Source organism: Sphingobium sp. ba1, assembly GCF_000743655.1.
Classification (GTDB): Bacteria; Pseudomonadota; Alphaproteobacteria; order Sphingomonadales; family Sphingomonadaceae; genus Sphingobium.
The window spans coordinates 10,671-27,471 of the sequence record NZ_JPPQ01000069.1 but is presented as its reverse complement, the minus strand read 5'-3'; the positions used below and the strand labels follow the sequence as shown (position 1 = coordinate 27,471).

Genomic DNA, 16,801 nt, shown 5'->3' with positions numbered 1-16,801 from the left:
TCGAGCAGGGTGAGCAGGGTCATGGGGTGGGGGTCCGGGGGTTGGGGGTCATTGCTGCGCAGTGCCGGGGGAGGGGGTGGGAGATGGGTCCCCGCCTTCGCGGGGATGACGGGGGGCGGGGTAAAGACGCCGTTCGTTTCGAGCGTAGTCGAGAAACCTGTGCGGGGCGTTTCTCGACTTCGCTCGAAACGAACGGAGATTTGTGGCTAGAGGTGCCTATCCCGTTTACCCCTGGCTTTGGCCGAAGGGGCCGCGGCGTGGGGGTGGGGGTGCCGTCGTCGCCGAGGGCGGCTTTGGCCAGCGCGCCGATGCCGCCCAGGGTGCCGATCAGCTGGGTGGCTTCGACCGGGAAGAGGATGGTCTTGGCGTTGGGGCTGGTGGCGAACTGGCTGACGGCTTCGGTATATTTTTGCGCGATGAAGTAGTTGAGCGCCTGCGGGTTGCCGGCGCTGATCGCGTCGGAGACCATCTGGGTGGCGCGGGCTTCGGCTTCGGCTTCGCGTTCGCGGGCTTCGGCGTCGCGGAAGGCGGCTTCGCGGCGGCCTTCGGCTTGCAGGATCTGGCCCTGCTTCTCACCCTCGGCACGCAGGATTTCGGAAGCGCGCATGCCTTCGGCATCGAGGATGTTGGCGCGCTTTTCGCGTTCGGCCTTCATCTGGCGGCCCATGGCGCTGACGATGTCGGCGGGCGGGCGAATGTCCTTGAGTTCGACGCGGGTGATCTTGATGCCCCAGGCGTTGGTCGCCTGATCGACTACCGACAGCAGGCGGGCGTTGATCTCGTCGCGCTTGGACAGGGTTTCGTCGAGGTCCATCGAGCCCATCACGGTGCGCAGGTTGGTGGTCGCCAACTGCATGATGGCGACATAAAGTTCGGAGACTTCATAGGCGGCCTTGGCGGCGTCCAGCACCTGGAAGAAGACCACGCCGTCGACCGACACCATGGCATTATCCTTGGTGATGATCTCCTGCCCCGGAATATCGACCACCTGCTCCATCATGTTGATCTTGCGCCCCACGGCATAGAAGAAGGCGGGGTAGAAATTGAGGCCGGGCTTGGCGACTTCGGTGAAGCGACCGAAGCGCTCGATCGTATATTGATAGCCCTGCCGCACCACCTTCACGCTGACCGCGAGGTAGAAGAGCACGAGGCCCGTAAGCGTGAGCGCGAAGGTGGTCAGCATCATGGTCTCCCGAAACAGGGTTGGACTATGCGCCTTATTTGTTAACGGGGGAAGGCAAACCGAGGAGAGTCCCATGTTGCTGCGTCACGCCCGTTCGCTGTTGTTCCTGCCCGCATCCAATGCGCGCGCCATCTCCAAGGCGCGGACGTTGCCGTGCGACATGGTGATATTGGACCTGGAGGATGCGGTGACCGACGACGCCAAGGAGACTGCGCGCGAAGCGGCGGTGGCGGCGCTGGCCGAGGGGTTTGGCGACCGACTTGCGGCGGTGCGGATCAATGTGGCGGGGACGCCCTGGCACGGGATGGAAATGGTGGCGATGAAGGGGGCGGCGGCCGACTATGTCGTACTGCCCAAGGTGGAGAGCGCGCGGCAGGTGCGCGATGTCTATAGCGTGAGCCAGAAGCCGGTGATCGCGATGATCGAAAGCGCGCGCGGGGTACTGGCGGCGGTGGAGATTGCCGCGGCGGAAGGGTGCGCGGGGCTGTTCATGGGGAATAACGACCTGCGGCGGGATTTGGGGATACCGGCGGGGGCTGGGCGCGAAGGGCTGGCGACGGCCATGCAGACCGTGGTGCTGGCGGCGCGGGCGGCGGGGATTGCGGTGTTCGACGGGGTGTATAACCGGCTGGATGACCTCACGGGGCTGGAGGCGGAATGTGCGGCGGGCCATGCGCTGGGGTTCGATGGCAAGACGCTGATCCATCCGGGCCAAGTGGCGGTGGCGAATGGCGTGTTCGGGCCGGATGCGCAGGCGCTGGCGGACGCCCGGCGCTTGATCGCGGCGGCGACCGGCGGGGCCGAGCGGTTCGAGGGGCGCATGATCGAGACGATGCATGTGGAAGAAGCCCGCGCGCTGGTGACGCGGGCCGAGGCGGTGGGGCTGTAGCCGATCAGGCCGGGCGATGCCGGGCGGTCAGCAGATAGTTGATCGCCTTGTTCGCCGACAAAGTGAAGCCACGCGCGGGATCGAAGGTCAGGCCGCTGCTGTCGATGACGTCGAGGCCTGCGGCGTCGAGCAGGGCGGTGAGTTCTTCAGGCGTCAGGAACTTGCGCCAATCATGCGTCCCCTTGGGGATGCCGCCGATGCTTTCGCCGATGGTGATCATGGCGATGCGCGACAAGGGGGTGCGGTTGGGGGTGGAGAGGATCATCAGCCCGTCGGGCGCGAGCTTGGCGGCGAGCGCGGCGACGAAGGCGGCCGGGTCGGCGACATGCTCGATCACTTCCATCGAGGTGACAAGATCATAGCCGCTGTCGGTGACGTCCTCGACCGGCGTTGCGCGATAATCGATGGTCAGGCCCTGAGTCGCGGCATGGGCGGTGGCGGCGGCGATATTTTCGGGCGCGGCGTCCAGGCCGGTGACGGTCGCGCCTAGGCGGGCGAGCGGTTCGGTGAGCAACCCGGCGCCGCAGCCGACATCGAGCGCGCGCTTGCCGGCAAGCGGTTGGAAGGATTGGGCGTTTGTCGGCCAATGGGTGTCGATCGCGGCGCGGATATAGGTCAGGCGCACGGGGTTGAGCTTATGCAGCATCGCGCTGGACCCGTTGGGATCCCACCAATCGGCGGCCATTGCCCCGAAATGGGCGGCTTCCTTGGGGTCGATCGTTGCCGTTGCGTTGCTTGCCATATCCGTATCCGCTGCTAAAGAAGCGCCGTTTCGCCCTTCTGGGACATTTTCTTACTCACCAACTAGCAGGTTCGACAAGCAAATGGCGCGCATCGTGATGAAATTCGGCGGCACCTCCATGGCGGGGATGGAGCGAATTCGCAACGTGGCCGCGCGGGTAAAACATGTCGTGGCGCAGGGGCATGAGGTTGCCGTCGTCGTGTCGGCGATGGCGGGCGAGACGGACCGGCTGGTGGGGTTCTGTAAGGAAGCTTCGGCGCTCTATGATCCGGCCGAATATGATGTCGTGGTCGCAGCGGGCGAGCAGATCACCAGCGGGCTGCTGGCGATGACGCTGAAAGCCATGGGCGTGGACGCGCGCAGCTGGCTTGGCTGGCAATTGCCGATCAAGACGGTGGAAGCCCATGCCAAGGCGCGAGTGGATAGCATCGACACCGGCGCGCTGCTCGCTGCCATGGGCGCAGGCCAGGTCGCGGTGATCCCCGGTTTCCAGGGGATGATGGCGGACGGGCGCGTCTCGACGCTGGGCCGGGGCGGGTCGGACACGTCGGCGGTGGCGGTGGCCGCCGCGATCAAGGCCGATCGCTGCGACATCTATACCGATGTGGATGGCGTCTACACCACCGACCCGCGCATCGTGGCGCGGGCGCGCAAGCTCGACCTCGTCACCTATGAGGAGATGCTGGAGCTGGCGTCGGTGGGGGCCAAGGTGCTGCAAACCCGCTCGGTCGGCCTCGCCATGAAGGAAGGCGTGGTCGTGCAGGTGCTGTCCTCCTTCGATGATCCCACCCAGACCGACCTGCCCGGCACGCTGATCGTCAGCGACGAGGAACTGGAAGCCAAGCGCAAGGAAAATAAGATGGAACGTCAGCTCATCACCGGCATCGCCCATGACAAGAATGAGGCGAAGATCATCGTGACGCGCGTACCCGACAAGCCGGGCGCGGTAGCCAGCATCTTCACGCCCCTGGCCGATGCCGCGATCAATGTCGACATGATCATCCAGAATGATTCGAAGGATACCGAGGAAACCGACGTGACCTTCACCGTGCCGCGCGCGGACCTGGCGCGCAGCGTGGACATTTTGGAAGCCAACAAGGACGTGATCGGCTTCCGCCGGATCATCACCGATACCGAAGTCGCCAAGATCAGTGTCGTGGGTGTGGGTATGCGCAGCCATGCGGGCGTCGCCGCGACGATGTTCAAGACGCTGGCCGAGCGCGGCATCAATATCGAGGCGATTTCGACGAGCGAGATCAAGGTGTCGGTGCTGATCGACGAGGATGAGACGGAGTTGGCGGTGCGCGTGCTGCATACGGCCTATGGGCTGGACGCGCCGGCGGCTTGAGCCGCGCGGCCTGCGCGACCTGTTGCCTCGGCTTTGTTGCGCATATAGTGTGCGCAGGAAAGCCGAGGTTCTATGAACAAGCCGATGCCGTCCGTTCGTCGCAAGGCGACCAACATATCGCTCGATAGCGGGCTGCTGGAGGAAGCGCGGGCATTCCAGATCAACATCTCGCGCGCGTGCGAGCGCGGGCTGGCGGATCAGATTGCCGAGGCACGGGAACAGCAATGGCGCGCGGATAATGCCGATGCGCTGGCTTCGTCCAATCGGCATGTCGAGGATCAAGGTGTGCCGCTCGCCGGTTTCCGCCGCTTCTGATGGCGAAGTTCGATGTCTACCGGTCGCGTGGCGTGGCGGTCTATCTGCTCGATTGTCAGGCCGATTTGCTTAGCGATCTCAACACGCGGTTTGTCGTGCCGCTGATGCTGGAAACGGATGCGCCTAAGCCTGCCGCCCGGCTGAACCCGGTGTTCGAGATCGAAGGCAAGCCGTGCGTTATGGTGACGCAATTCGCGGCAACGGTGCCCGTGTCAGAGTTGAAAGTCAGGCTGGTGTCTTTGCGGGAGGATTCCCTCGCGATCGGCAATGCGCTCGACATGCTGATCTGCGGATTTTGAGGGGCATCGGTTGACCTTTTCACGCCTCCCCTTCAGGGGAAGGATGCGGGCATTCGCTTCGCCGAGTGGATAGCACCCACCCCAACCCCTCCCTTCGAAGGGAGGGGCTTTTTGGTTTGCAGGAAAGACTTTATGACCAACGCCAAGCTTGCTTCCCTCATGGCCCGTGGCACCGACTTTCTGGGGTGCGAGAGTGCGATCCTGTGTGGGGCGATGAGCTGGGTGTCGGAGCGCAACCTGGTGGCGGCGATCTCCAATGCCGGGGCTTTCGGGGTGATCGCGTGCGGGGCGATGACGCCGGAACTGCTCGACCGGGAGATTGCGGCGACCAAGGCGCTGACGAGCAAGCCGTTCGGCGTGAACCTGATCACCATGCATCCGCAATTGTTCGATCTGATCGACATATGCGCCAAGCATGACGTCACCCATGTCGTGCTGGCGGGGGGATTGCCGCCCAAGGGCAGTATCGAGGCGATCAAGCAGAAGGGCGCGAAGCTCATTTGCTTTGCCCCGGCGCTGAGCCTCGCCAAGAAGCTGGTGCGGTCGGGCGTCGATGCATTGGTGGTCGAGGGCATGGAAGCGGGCGGCCATATCGGCCCGGTATCAACCAGCGTGCTGGCGCAGGAAATATTGCCCGACATGGCGGCGCAGGTGCCCGTGTTCGTCGCGGGCGGGATCGGCCGAGGCGAGGCGATCGCCGCTTATCTGGAGATGGGCGCGGCGGGCGTGCAATTGGGCACGCGCTTTGCCTGCGCGACCGAGAGCATCGCCCATCCCAATTTCAAAAAGGCCTTTTTCCGCGCATCGGCGCGCGACGCGATCGCCAGCGTGCAGATCGACCCGCGCCTGCCGGTCATTCCGGTGCGCTCGCTCAAAAATGCCGGGATGGAGAATTTCACCATCAAGCAGCGCGAAGTCGCCAATATGCTCGATGAAGGCGCGGTCGACATGATGGAAGCGCAGTTGCAGATCGAACATTATTGGGCGGGCGCGCTGCGCCGCGCGGTGGTCGACGGCGATGTCGAGGGCGGGTCGCTGATGGCGGGCCAGTCGGTCGGCATGGTGACCAAGGAAGAGCCGGTCGCCGACATCATCGCGCAGCTGATGGCGCAGGCCACAGACGCGCTGGAGCGGCGAGCCGCCTGAAGGCTTGCGACGAACGGAACATCTGGCATATTTCCTCCGAGGCAAATGCCCGGCATGACCGAGGCGCAGTCCCAGCGGAGAATTTGATGTTGCCCATGCGCCGTTCCGGCCGTCTATCCCTCGTGTCGCTGGCGGTCCTGGCCGCCTGTTCGACCCCGGTGAAGCCGCCGCCACCCACGCCGCCGCCGCCCGTGGTGGAAACGATGATGCCGCGGCCGCCCATGGGGGCGGTCGAAAATATGAGCATCCCCGAAATGGAGGATGGCCAATATCTGACGCCCAATCGCAAGGTCACGTCCAATACGGCGCTGTGGCATGTGCGGATGGCGTTGAATGTCGCTGCGCTGTCGTGCCGCAGCGCCGCCGATCTGCCGCGCTTGCAATATAACCGGTTGCTGCATGTTCACGGGCCGCTGTTGACGAAGGCCAATGAGGCGGTCGATCGCAATTATACGGTGGCTTATGGCCGCCCCGGATTATCCGCGCGGGAGCGGTTGAATACGGTCGTCTATAATTTCTTTTCGCTACCGCCCGTGACCAAGAGCTTCTGCCCGGTGGCTGAGCGCGTGGGAGCCAAACTGCTGGCGATGCCATCGAGCGCGCTGCTGGACTATGCGCCCGAAGCGTTGGCGGAGCTGGAAAAGCCGTTTCAGGATTTCTATGCCGCCTATGCCGATTATCTGCGGCGGCTGGCCGAATGGCAGTCGCGGTTCGGCGCGAGCGTGACCGTGGTCGTGTCGCCAACGCCGCTGCCGCCGCCGCCCGTGCCGCCGGGTGAAGCGCCACCGCAGGGCTTTTCGCCGAGCATCACAAGCGCGATACAGCAGAATCTGCCACCGCCGCCCGATGCGCCCGCGAAACCCCCGGTTGCGCCAGCCCAGCCCGGCGCGCCATCCCAGCCAAGTGCGGCCGGGCCGAAGCTGATGATCCAGCCGCTGCCGACCAATCAGGAATAGCGGTCAGTCGCGCGCGTCGAAACGGGCGCGCGCGGCTTCCACCGTGGCGAGGTGGGTTTCGGCCCAGGTCCACACCCCGCAAAAGGCGGCGCTGAGGCTATTGCCGAGCGGGGTCAGCGCATAATCGACATGCGGCGGCACGACGGGATGGACGATGCGGGTGGCCAGGCCGTCCCGCTCCATCTGCCGCAGGGTGTGGGTCAGCATCTTCTGGCTGATCCCTTCGACCTGGCGCGCGATCTGGGTGAAGCGGAGCGTGCCCTTTTCCTCCAGCAGTTCCAGCACCAGCAGCGTCCATTTGTCGGCGACGCGGCCGATCAGCTCGTTGACGAGTCGCTCGACGCGCGGGTCGATGGGGGCGGCGTCCTCCGACAGATTATCGGTGGCGCGGGGGAGCGGGTGGCCTGCATTTTCCATTTCTTACCCTGTGGTGCGTATAGCACTTTGCGGTGCCTTCTTTCCAAAAGAGAGCATGGCGATAGGATGGCGGTCAACCCATTAAGACAAGGAGTGACCCATGCAGACCACAGGCAAGACCATCCTCATCACCGGCGGCGGATCGGGCATCGGCGCGGCGCTGGCGCATGAATTTCATGCAGCGGGCAATCAGGTGATCATCGCGGGGCGGCGGCAGGCGGCGCTGGATGCGGTGGTGGCCGCGCATCCCGGCATAGCGGCGATGACGCTGGATATGGAGGATGCCGCGGCGATCGTCGCCTTTGCAGGCAGGCTGGTCGCGGATTTCCCGGCGCTCAATGCCGTGGTGCTGAACGCGGGCGTGATGATGGCGGAGGAGGGCATTGATCTTACCGTCGCCGAGACGACGGTGGCGACCAATTTGCTGGGGCCGATCCGGCTGAGCCATGCGCTGCTGCCGCATCTGCGGGCGCAGGCGGCGGCGAGCCTGATCACCGTATCGTCGGGGCTGGCCTTCGTGCCGCTGGCGGCGACGCCGACCTATAGCGCGACCAAGGCAGCGATCCATAGCTGGTCGCTGGCTATGCGCGCGCAGTTGGCAGGGACGAGCGTCGAGCTGATCGAGATCGTGCCGCCCGGCGTGCAGACCGACCTGATGCCGGGTCATGCCGAGAATGCGGACATGATGCCGCTGGCCGACTATATCGCCGAGACCATGGCGTTGTTGCGGCAGCAGCCGACCCCGGCCGAAATCCATGTCGAGCTAGTGAAGTTTTGGACCGAGGCGACCCGGCGCGGCGAATTCGATCAGGTGTTTGCGATGCTCAACGGCTAGGACGGATCGGCCACGGTCGAGGGTGCTTTGGGCGGCAGGGGGAAGAGGCGGACGAAGCGGTCGGCCAGCGCCCGGTCGCCCTCGATCGTCAGGGCCACGTCCGCGAAGGACGCGCCGCCATAGATGACCGCGACCAACGCATTCGGGTCGCCGGACAGGATGACGTCCGCGCCGGCCGCTTCGCCCCGGTCGATGGTGAAGTCGCCATGGCGCAAGGTGGCGCGGAATTGCTCTTCGCCAAGGTGCAGGCCGATGGTCGCGTCCATGCTGCCGATTGCGCTGCGATCAATCATCGTGCGGAGCGAGAGGATCACCGAGACCTGGCTCATCGGCTTGCCCGGTTGCATCGTCGGGGAGCGGCAGGCCCATCGGCCCAACACCCGGAACAATATTTCCGACTCGCGGCCCCAGTCGGTGAGGTCGTAAATCTGGCTCGCGGCGGGCGGGGGCAGGCGACGGCGGACGACGATGCTCTGCGCCTCCAGTTCCTCCAGCCTTTGCGTCAGCACATTGGCGCTGATTCCGGGCAGCCCGGCGCGCAGGTCGGTGAAACGCTTGGGGCCGAGCATCAATTCGCGCATAATCGGCAGCGCCCAGCGATCGCCGATGATGTCCAGCGCATGGGCGACGGCGCATCCGTCCTGATAGGCTCTTTTCCGGCTGGCTGTGACCATTGGTTATCTTTTCTAACTATGCAGTTGCTTAATATAATCATCGCGGGCATCTTGTGCAAGGCGGCGAGTCGGACCGGAATCGCCGACGACCGGAGGGAGAGACGCGATGGCCGACATGAACGGGCAGTTTTTCTGGTATGAACTGATGACCAGCGATCCGCAGGCGGCGCTGGCTTTTTACGGCGATGTGGTCGGCTGGACGGCGCAGCCCTTTGGCGATGCGCTGGGCGATGATCCCTATATGGTGGTGTCGGGCAGCGCCGGGCCGGTGGGTGGCGTGATGGCGATTCCGGCCGAGGCGAAGGATTGCGGGATGACGCCCTGGTGGGGCGGCTATGTCGGGTCGGGCGATGTCGATGCGGACGCGGCGCGGCTGGTGGCAGCGGGCGGGCAGGTGCAGCGCGCGGCGGAGGATATTCCGGGCGTCGGCCGCTTTGCGGTGATGGCCGATCCGGGCGGCGCGACCTTCATGCTGCTCAAGGGCTCCAGCCCCGACGAGATGGACCCGGTGCCGCCGATGGCGATGGGGCATGTCGGCTGGCATGAACTCTATAGCGGCGCTTTCGATGCCGATCTGGATTTCTACACCGGGGCGTTCGGTTGGACCAAGGGCGAGGCCATGGATATGGGCGAGATGGGGCTGTATCAGCTCGTTTCGCAGACCGGCGGCAGCGATTTCCAGAGCATGAGCGGGGGCATCATGCCGCAGCCCAAGGAAATGCCGGTGCCCTTGTGGCTGTTCTACTTCATCGTCGGCGATATTGACGCGGCGGTCGCGCGGGTGACAGCGGGGGGTGGCACCGTGCTCAACGGGCCGATGGAAGTGCCGGGTGGTGGCTGGATCATCCAGGCGCTTGATCCGCAGGGCGCGATGTTCGCGCTGGTGGGGATGCGCGCGGGGGAAGCGTCATGAGCGAGGATCTCCATGAGCTGTCCGTGACCTGCCACATCGCCGCGCCGCGCGCGACATGCTGGCAGGTGTGGCGCGATCGCAAGGGCGAATGGTTCTGCCCCGAACCCTGGCGCGCCGAGGTGATCGAGGAGGATATGCGCCCCGGCGGACGCAGCGCGGTGCGGATGTTCGGGCCGGACGGCGCGGATAGCGGGCCGATGGAGGGCGTTTTTCTGGAGGTCGTGCCGGAAGCGCGGATCGTCACGACCGATGCCTATGCGGTCGGCTGGGTGCCACAGACGCCGTTCCTGACCGCGATCTGGTCCTTCGCGCCGGAGGGCGAGGGGACGCGCTTCACCGCGACGGCGCGCCATTGGGATGCGCAGGCCAAGGCGCGGCACCTGGAGATGGGCTTCCATCCTGGGTGGGATGCGATGATGGCGCAGTTTAAGGTGTTGTGCGAGGTGGTGGGGTGAGGTGGGCATGGAAGGTAGTTATCGCCTTAAAATCGAACGGGCTAAGCAGCACATCCAAAACGCAAAAACCTTTGTCCAAGAAAATAGGCTGTTTCGATACACTTTCGAAGTAGATTATCAGTCGGGAAAACGTTCCATTGGCGCGCGACGTGAAGAAGCCTCTATAGCTATCCTCGCTCTCATAGTTGGAGACGCGGTGCATAACTTGAGGACCGCGCTCGACCACCGCACCTGGGAGATTGTCTCGCCGCATTGTGGTGGTCCAGCCGATCTGAAAAAAGTCCAATTCCCAATAGCCAAATCCTTAGAAGATTTAGATAAGACATTCGAAGCAAAAATGATAAATAAGGCTCCTCAAAATGTCATCGATGCTTTCGGGGGTATCAGGCCTTATAGGGGAGGAAATGAGGAAATCGTTCTTATTCATGATCTTGATGTTATGGATAAGCATAAACTTCTGATACCGTCAGCAAGTTATGCCAGTTTGGAACCAAGTTTTATTCGTTCATTTATTCCAACATTTCCTGCTATGTTCGAAGGAAATATGACTGTCATTAAACGTGTCGGCAGAGATGTGGAGTGGACTGGATTTACCATGACCGATGCGAACTTGTTTCTTCACCCAACTAAAGTGGAACAAGATATTCCTGTGCCTGTCGAGGTAATAATAAGCGAACCTGGTAATGCTTCGGAAATTCCCTTGTTTCCAACTTTATTTAAGCTGGTCGCTGCGGTCGAATCCGTTATGTCGGACCTTTGCAGACTGTGACAGGATTGTCAGCTCCCTCAGTTCGTCAGCTATATCGTTTCTGATCAAGTCCGGGGTGACGGGGTTTGAGGGGCTTACCCCATTCATCTCTTTCGTCATACCAGCTTTCGCTGGCATGACGAAAGAGGTGCAGGTGTCGGGGCGTTCGCCGTCCCCGCCCAGCCCGCCCGCATCATCAACGCACCAACAAAAAAGGGCGCCCGGTTGCCCGGACGCCCTTTGCACTTCTCGTAATGAAAAGTCTTACGCCTTGTAGACCTTGTCCACGGCGGCGCGGAATTTGGCCATGTCGTCGGCGGAGCCGACGGTGACGCGGGAGACGGTGGGCCAGATGGCCCAGCTGCGGCCGATTTGGACCTTTTCAGGGGTAGCGATCAGTGCGGCCTGCATGTCCTTGGCGGGCTTTTTCCAGTTGACCATGAACATATTGGCCTGGCTGCCGGGCTGCACTTCGATGCCCTTCTTGGTCAGATAGGCGATGGTTTCCTCGCGGTTGGCGATCATTTCCTCGCGGCGGGCCTTGATGAGCGCCGCTTCGGTGTAGACCGCATTGCCGCAATGCATCGCGGTGATCGACAGGCCGCCGGCCGCCGGGCCGAACAGCATGATGCGCTTTTGCACTTCGGGGTCGGCGAAGGTGAGGCCGAGGCGCACACCGGCCATGCCGAACAGCTTCGAGAAGGTCCGCATGACGATGATGTCCTTGCGGGCCCCGATGAGCGTGGCGGCGCTCGGCGCTTCGGAGAAGTGCAGATAGGCTTCGTCGACCAGCAGCATCGAATCGGCGGGCTTGTTGTCGAGCAGCCACTGGATGTCGGCCAGCGGCGTCACCGTGCCGGTCGGGTTGTTGGGCGTGCAGATATAATAGAGGCCGGCGTTCGGGTTGGCGGCGAGCATCGCCTTGACGTCATGGCCCTGGCCGATGGCCTGTGGTGCCTTGGCGATGGGCGCCTTCATATAATCAGCCGTGCGCCAGGCGGATTCGAAGGTCGGGTCGGCGGTGACGAGACCCTTGGTCGGCGAGCAATAGGCCGCAACGATGCTGACCAGCGGGCCGCCCGAACCGGGCCAGGGCATGACATGGGTTTCGGGGATGCCCTCGACCGTGGCGACGGTCTTGACCAAGTCGCCGCGATAATTGTCGGGATCGTACCAGTTGCCGAACGAGGCGGCTTCTGCAGCCGCAGCAACGCCGGACGGGAAAGGCCCGGTCCAGCATTCGTTGGCACCGATGCGGACTGCACCCTTGATGCCGCGCCCGGCCTGCTGCTGCGCCAGGGCAGCGCCGCTCAGCAGCGAGCTGGCAGCGACGCCCGCGCCCAGCAGCGCAGCGACCTCGGCCAGTTGACGGCGCGAATAGCCGCGCCCGATCAGATCGTCCTTGGCTTCCTTGTCCAGCATCATCGTCATGTCGATTGTCCCCTCTGTTCCAGAAAACGGAAACTTCATTGCATCAGACGAAGCAGCGCGTCATTTCCGCAATGCCGCCCGGTGATTTTTGCAATTTTATGCCGGTCGCCGTTCCATAGTTAACGGAAACCGTCATCAATAGTGCATGAATCGCCTTGGAAAGCGGACTGCGCATCTGGTAGCGCATATCCATGCCCAGCACCCCCGCCGCCGCCGCCCGCCAGATCCTGATCCGCCTGCAGGAGGTGATGGCGTCGCGCACCAGCGCGCAGGCGAAATTGAACAAGGTGGTGGAGGTGATCGGCGAGTCGCTGTCTAGCGAAGTCTGCTCCATCTACCTGGTGCGCGAGGGCGTGCTGGAGCTGTTCGCGACGCGCGGGTTGAAGCAGGAGGCGGTGCATGTCACCCGCATGGCGATGGGCGAGGGACTGGTCGGCCTGATTGCCACCAATGTCGAGACGCTGAACCTGGACGAAGCCGCGTCGCACCCCGACTTCGCCTATCGTCCCGAAACCGGGGAAGAATTGTTCCACAGCTTTGCCGGGGTGCCGATCGTGCGGCGCGAGCGCGCGATCGGCGTATTGTGCGTGCAGCATGCCGATCCGCGCAAATATGAAGAGGTGGAGATAGAGGCGCTCCAGACCGTCGCGATGGTGATGTCGGAACTGATCGCCAACGCCGAACTGGCCGATGATGGCCAGGCCGAATTGCGCGTGACCGATACCGGCACGACGCTGCTGCACGGGTTGCAACTGGTGATGGGCATGGCGCGGGGCCATGTGGTGTTCCACCAGCCGCGCGTGCATATCGAACATACCGTCGCGGAAGATACCGAGGCGGAGCGGGCGCGCGTAATCTCTGCCTTCGCCAAGATGCGCGAGCAGATCGACCGGATGACCGGTGCGGCCGAGTTCGGCATGGAGGGCGAGCATCAGGAGGTTTTGGAAACCTACAAGATGTTCGCCTATGACGAGGGCTGGACGCGCCGGATCAACGAGGCGATCGACAGCGGCCTGACCGCCGAAGCGGCGATCGAGCGGGTGCAGCAGCGCACACGGATGCGGATGCGGCAGATCGACGATCCGTTGCTGTCCGACCGGATGCATGATCTGGAGGATCTGGCCAACCGGCTGTTGCGGATCGTGTCGGGGCAGTTGGGCACGGCGGCGCAGATGGGGTTGCGGCAGGACGCGATCCTGATCGCGCGCAACCTGGGGCCGGCCGAATTGCTGGAATATGATCGGCGGCGGTTGAAGGGCGTGATCCTGGAGGAAGGATCGCTGACCGCCCATGTCACCATCGTCGCGCGCGCCATGGGCGTGCCGGTGCTGGGCCGGGTGCGCGACATCCGCCATCTGGTGAATGAAGGCGACCTCATCCTGATGGACGTCAACGCCAACAGCCTGCTGATCCGCCCGACCGCCGACATGGACGAGGCGTTCGAGAACAAGCTGCATGTCACGCAGAAGCGCCGCGCCGAGTTCGTCGCGATGCGCGACCTGCCATCAGTCACCGCCGACGGGCAGCGGGTGGAGCTGATGGTCAATGCAGGCCTTCGCGAAGATGCGCAGGCGCTCGACATGGTGGGGGCGGACGGCATCGGGCTTTTTCGCACCGAGTTCCAGTTCCTGGTGTCGGCTACCTTGCCCCAGCGCGAAAAGCAGCAGCGGCTCTACAAGGATGTGCTGGACGCGGCCGGCGACCGGCCGGTCATCTTCCGCACCGTCGATATCGGCGGGGACAAGGCGCTGCCCTATATGCAGCGCGAGGATGACGAGCATGAGGATAATCCGGCGATGGGCTGGCGCGCGCTGCGGCTGGCGCTGGATCGCGACGGATTGATGAAGGCGCAGGCGCGCGCGCTGCTGGAGGCCGCGGCGGGCAAGATCCTCTATGTCATGTTCCCGATGGTGTCGGAACCGTGGGAATATGAGGAAGCGCGCGCGCTGGTCGAGCATCAGCGCGAATGGCTGCTGGCGCGCAAGAAGAAGCTGCCGATTGCGGTGCGTTATGGGGCGATGCTGGAAGTCCCGGCGCTGGCCGAGGTGCTGGACATATTGTTGCCGCGCGTCGATTTCCTGTCGATCGGGACCAATGACCTGACGCAATTTCTGTTCGCGGCCGACCGCGCCCATCCCAAGCTCGCCGAACGCTATGACTGGCTGAGCATCGCGATCCTTCGCTTCCTCGACCGGGTGGCGCGGACATGCCAGGCGCATAGCGTGCCCGTGGGCGTGTGCGGCGAAATGGGCGGGCGGACGCTGGAGGCGATGGCGCTGATCGGCCTTGGCATCCGGCGCCTGTCGATCACCCCGGCGTCGGTCGGGCCGGTCAAGGCGATGATCCGCGCGATCGACGCGAGCGAGGTGCAGGCGTTGATGCGCGAGCTGCTCGACACGGGCGAACGCAACATTCGCGCGCGGCTGACGCAATGGGCGGCTGAGCGGCATATCGAGCTGGGATAAGGGGCGAACTGCGGCAAGAAGGGCTTGCCGCCGTTGACAACGCCCGTCCCACAGTGAGACAAGGCCTCACTCTAAGGTCGCGGAGCAGCATGGCAGACGAAATGGAATTGGAGCCGGGCGCAGGTAGCGTACCGGATACGCAGCCCGATACACCCGGCGCGAAACTGCGCGTCGCGCGCGAAGCGATGGGGCTGTCCTTGTCCGACATTGCGACGCGCACCCGGATCGCCCAGCGTCAGCTCGATGCGGTCGAGCGCGACGATTATGCCGCCTTGCCCGGCATTCCCTATGCTGTCGGTTTTGCGCGGGCCTATGCCCGCGCCGTGGGGCTGGACGAAGTGGCGATCGCCGCGCAGGTGCGCCAGGGCGTGCATGGCGCGGATATGACGGCCAATCGGTACGAGATGTTCGAACCGGCCGATCCCGCGCGGGTGCCATCGCGTACGCTGGCCTGGACGGCGGCGGCGATCGTGGTCCTGCTGGTGGCAGGATGGGTGATCTGGCGCGCGCAGATGGCGACGCCGCCTTCGAGCGAGCAGATATTGGCGCAGGATGAGGCGCGTCCTGCGGCGGCGCGTCCGGTGGCTGGGGCTGCGGTAGCCCCTGCGGCGCAACCCGTGGTGCTGACCGCGGTCGATGATGTGTGGCTGCGCATCTATGACGAGGCGGGCGAGCGGTTGAAGGACGGGCTGATGAAGAAGGGCGAGAGTTTCGCCGTGCCCGCCGCCGCGCGCAATCCCATGATCCTGACGGGGCGTCCGCAAGCGTTGGCCGTGACGGTCGGCGGCAAGGCGGTGGCACCGCTGGGCGCGGCCGATCGCACCATCGCCGATGTGCCGATCAGCGCCGAGGCGCTGCTGGCGCGGGGCACGGCGGAAGCGGCGGCCCCGGCGACGGCTGCGCCCGCACCCCGGCCGACGGCGCAACGACGCGTGGCGCGTCCGGCCCCGCCACCTGCGGCCGAGGATGCGGGTACGAGCGCGGCAACGCCATCTGCCGCCCCGCCCGCTCCGGCGGCACCATCGGGCAGCGGCGCGGCGACGCCCGAATAACCATGCACGTCGCGCTTTACCGCGCGGAATAACGGCTTATGGTTAAAGCGTAAGAGTTAGTCGGGGAACATCATGCGTCACGTCCTATTCGCGACATCTGCCATGGCGTGGAGCGCGCCGTTGCTGCTGGCGCTCGCGCCGCCGGTGTCGGCGCAAACGGTGGAAGGCCGGGTCGACCGGCTGGAAAAGGAAATGCGCGCGGTGCAGCGTAAGGTGTTTCCCGCCGGAACGCCGATCGAGGCGCAGATCACCCGGCCGACGACGCCGACGATAGCGCCGGGATCGCCGTCTTCCTCGCCGATTTCCGACCTGACCGCGCGGGTGGGCGCGCTGGAATCGCAGCTGTCGTCGATCACCGGGCAGGTCGAGGAAAACAGCTTCAAGCTCAAGCAGTTGGAAGAAGCGTTTAATCGCTACAAGGCCGATACCGACGCGCGTCTGGCCCCGGCCGAAGCGCCGGTGGCCGTCCGGCCGACCGTGTCCGCGCCAGTAGCGGCCGATCCCGCACCCGTCGCGGCAAAGCCTGCCGCGCCCAAGCCCGCCGCGCCTGCGGCCGCGAGCGAAGAGCGCAAGACGGCGGTCGCGGCGATCGAGCGGCCCGATACGGGCGACGCGGCGCAGGACGCCTATACTTATGGTTTCCGCCTTTGGGACGCCAAATATTATCCCGAAGCGCAGGGGCAGTTGAAGGCGACGGTGGACAAATATGGCACCGCTTCGGTCGCCAGCCGCGCCGCCAATCTGCTGGGCCGCGCCTATCTGGACGATGGCAAGCCCGCGCTCGCCTCGGTCGCTTTCTATGAAAATTATCAGAAGCGCCCGCGCGGCGATCGCGCGGCCGACAGCCTTGCCTATCTGGGTGAAGCGCTGATCCAGCTGAAAAAACCGGCCGATGCCTGCAAAGTCTATGCGGAGCTGGAGCAGGTCTATGGC

The 16,801-nt window shown here is 64.3% G+C and carries 18 protein-coding genes and 1 pseudogene; 13 read left to right on the top strand and 6 right to left on the bottom strand.

What is annotated here, in order from left to right:
* Window positions 1-225: 225 nt before the first annotated feature.
* Window positions 226-1,183, bottom strand: a pseudogene (locus tag IL54_RS03175) (SPFH domain-containing protein).
* Between the two features lie 73 nt (window positions 1,184-1,256).
* On the opposite strand from IL54_RS03175, the gene IL54_RS03170 reads away from it, so the two are divergent.
* Complete coding sequence (locus IL54_RS03170) at window positions 1,257-2,072, top strand: HpcH/HpaI aldolase/citrate lyase family protein (protein WP_037473197.1); 816 nt, start codon at window positions 1,257-1,259, stop codon at window positions 2,070-2,072.
* A gap of 4 nt (window positions 2,073-2,076) precedes the next feature.
* Here the strand turns inward: IL54_RS03170 and ubiG are convergent, their stop codons facing one another.
* On the bottom strand, window positions 2,077-2,814 hold the full coding sequence (gene ubiG / locus IL54_RS03165; RefSeq protein ID WP_037473194.1) for a bifunctional 2-polyprenyl-6-hydroxyphenol methylase/3-demethylubiquinol 3-O-methyltransferase UbiG: 738 nt from the start codon (window positions 2,812-2,814) through the stop codon (window positions 2,077-2,079).
* 82 nt (window positions 2,815-2,896) lie between these two features.
* On the opposite strand from ubiG, the gene IL54_RS03160 reads away from it, so the two are divergent.
* The 5 genes from IL54_RS03160 (at window position 2,897) to IL54_RS03140 (ending at window position 6,878) form a co-directional block, all read left to right on the top strand.
* Window positions 2,897-4,162, top strand: a complete 1,266-nt coding sequence (locus tag IL54_RS03160; RefSeq protein ID WP_037473192.1) for an aspartate kinase — start codon at window positions 2,897-2,899, stop codon at window positions 4,160-4,162.
* Between the two features lie 72 nt (window positions 4,163-4,234).
* Window positions 4,235-4,477 (top strand): type II toxin-antitoxin system CcdA family antitoxin, encoded by a 243-nt coding sequence (locus tag IL54_RS03155; RefSeq protein ID WP_037473190.1) that lies wholly within the window; start codon window positions 4,235-4,237, stop codon window positions 4,475-4,477.
* A complete protein-coding gene (locus IL54_RS03150; RefSeq protein ID WP_037473188.1) occupies window positions 4,477-4,776 on the top strand; it encodes a CcdB family protein in 300 nt (99 codons plus the stop codon). Before IL54_RS03155 ends, IL54_RS03150 begins: the two co-directional genes overlap by 1 nt.
* Before the next feature lie 132 nt (window positions 4,777-4,908).
* Entirely contained in the window at window positions 4,909-5,922 is a 1,014-nt protein-coding gene (locus IL54_RS03145; RefSeq protein WP_037473187.1) for an NAD(P)H-dependent flavin oxidoreductase, read from the top strand.
* Window positions 5,923-6,017: 95 nt separating this feature from the next.
* Window positions 6,018-6,878, top strand: a complete 861-nt coding sequence (locus IL54_RS03140) for a hypothetical protein (protein WP_037477703.1) — start codon at window positions 6,018-6,020, stop codon at window positions 6,876-6,878.
* A 3-nt stretch (window positions 6,879-6,881) separates the two neighbouring features.
* Here IL54_RS03140 and IL54_RS03135 read toward each other — a convergent pair whose 3' ends face one another.
* A complete protein-coding gene (locus IL54_RS03135) occupies window positions 6,882-7,295 on the bottom strand; it encodes a winged helix-turn-helix transcriptional regulator (RefSeq protein ID WP_037473185.1) in 414 nt (137 codons plus the stop codon).
* A gap of 100 nt (window positions 7,296-7,395) precedes the next feature.
* On the opposite strand from IL54_RS03135, the gene IL54_RS03130 reads away from it, so the two are divergent.
* Window positions 7,396-8,130: an SDR family oxidoreductase gene (locus tag IL54_RS03130; RefSeq protein ID WP_037473184.1), complete on the top strand. Its 735-nt coding sequence runs from the start codon at window positions 7,396-7,398 to the stop codon at window positions 8,128-8,130.
* On the opposite strand, the gene IL54_RS03125 is transcribed toward IL54_RS03130, so the two are convergent.
* On the bottom strand, window positions 8,127-8,804 hold the full coding sequence (locus IL54_RS03125) for a winged helix-turn-helix transcriptional regulator (protein ID WP_037473183.1): 678 nt from the start codon (window positions 8,802-8,804) through the stop codon (window positions 8,127-8,129). The two genes, IL54_RS03130 and IL54_RS03125, sit on opposite strands and share 4 nt — an antisense overlap.
* Window positions 8,805-8,910: 106 nt before the next feature.
* Between IL54_RS03125 and IL54_RS03120 the strand changes: the two genes are divergently transcribed.
* From IL54_RS03120 to IL54_RS23915, 3 genes are read left to right on the top strand one after another with little or no spacing between them, the layout of a single operon-like run.
* A complete protein-coding gene (locus IL54_RS03120) occupies window positions 8,911-9,717 on the top strand; it encodes a VOC family protein (protein WP_037473182.1) in 807 nt (268 codons plus the stop codon).
* Window positions 9,714-10,172 carry an SRPBCC domain-containing protein gene (locus IL54_RS03115; RefSeq protein WP_037473180.1) on the top strand — a complete coding sequence of 153 codons (459 nt, stop codon included), beginning with the start codon at window positions 9,714-9,716 and terminating at the stop codon, window positions 10,170-10,172. The genes IL54_RS03120 and IL54_RS03115 overlap by 4 nt, the downstream gene beginning before the upstream one ends.
* A gap of 7 nt (window positions 10,173-10,179) precedes the next feature.
* The gene (locus IL54_RS23915; RefSeq protein ID WP_156106099.1) at window positions 10,180-10,941 is read left to right on the top strand and encodes a hypothetical protein; all 762 of its coding nucleotides are present in this window, start codon (window positions 10,180-10,182) and stop codon (window positions 10,939-10,941) included.
* Window positions 10,942-11,184: 243 nt separating this feature from the next.
* Here the strand turns inward: IL54_RS23915 and IL54_RS03105 are convergent, their stop codons facing one another.
* Complete coding sequence (locus tag IL54_RS03105) at window positions 11,185-12,351, bottom strand: pyridoxal phosphate-dependent aminotransferase (protein WP_037473178.1); 1,167 nt, start codon at window positions 12,349-12,351, stop codon at window positions 11,185-11,187.
* Window positions 12,352-12,394: 43 nt separating this feature from the next.
* Window positions 12,395-12,544, bottom strand: a complete 150-nt coding sequence (locus IL54_RS23910) for a hypothetical protein (protein WP_156106097.1) — start codon at window positions 12,542-12,544, stop codon at window positions 12,395-12,397.
* Between IL54_RS23910 and ptsP the strand changes: the two genes are divergently transcribed.
* The 3 genes from ptsP to IL54_RS03090 all read left to right on the top strand — a co-directional run.
* Window positions 12,543-14,816 carry a phosphoenolpyruvate--protein phosphotransferase gene (gene ptsP / locus IL54_RS03100; protein ID WP_037473177.1) on the top strand — a complete coding sequence of 758 codons (2,274 nt, stop codon included), beginning with the start codon at window positions 12,543-12,545 and terminating at the stop codon, window positions 14,814-14,816. The two genes, IL54_RS23910 and ptsP, sit on opposite strands and share 2 nt — an antisense overlap.
* An 89-nt stretch (window positions 14,817-14,905) precedes the next feature.
* The gene (locus tag IL54_RS03095) at window positions 14,906-15,868 is read left to right on the top strand and encodes a helix-turn-helix domain-containing protein (protein ID WP_037473175.1); all 963 of its coding nucleotides are present in this window, start codon (window positions 14,906-14,908) and stop codon (window positions 15,866-15,868) included.
* Window positions 15,869-15,940: 72 nt separating this feature from the next.
* On the top strand, window positions 15,941-16,801 hold an 861-nt coding region (locus tag IL54_RS03090; RefSeq protein WP_037477701.1), incomplete at its 3' end, for a hypothetical protein.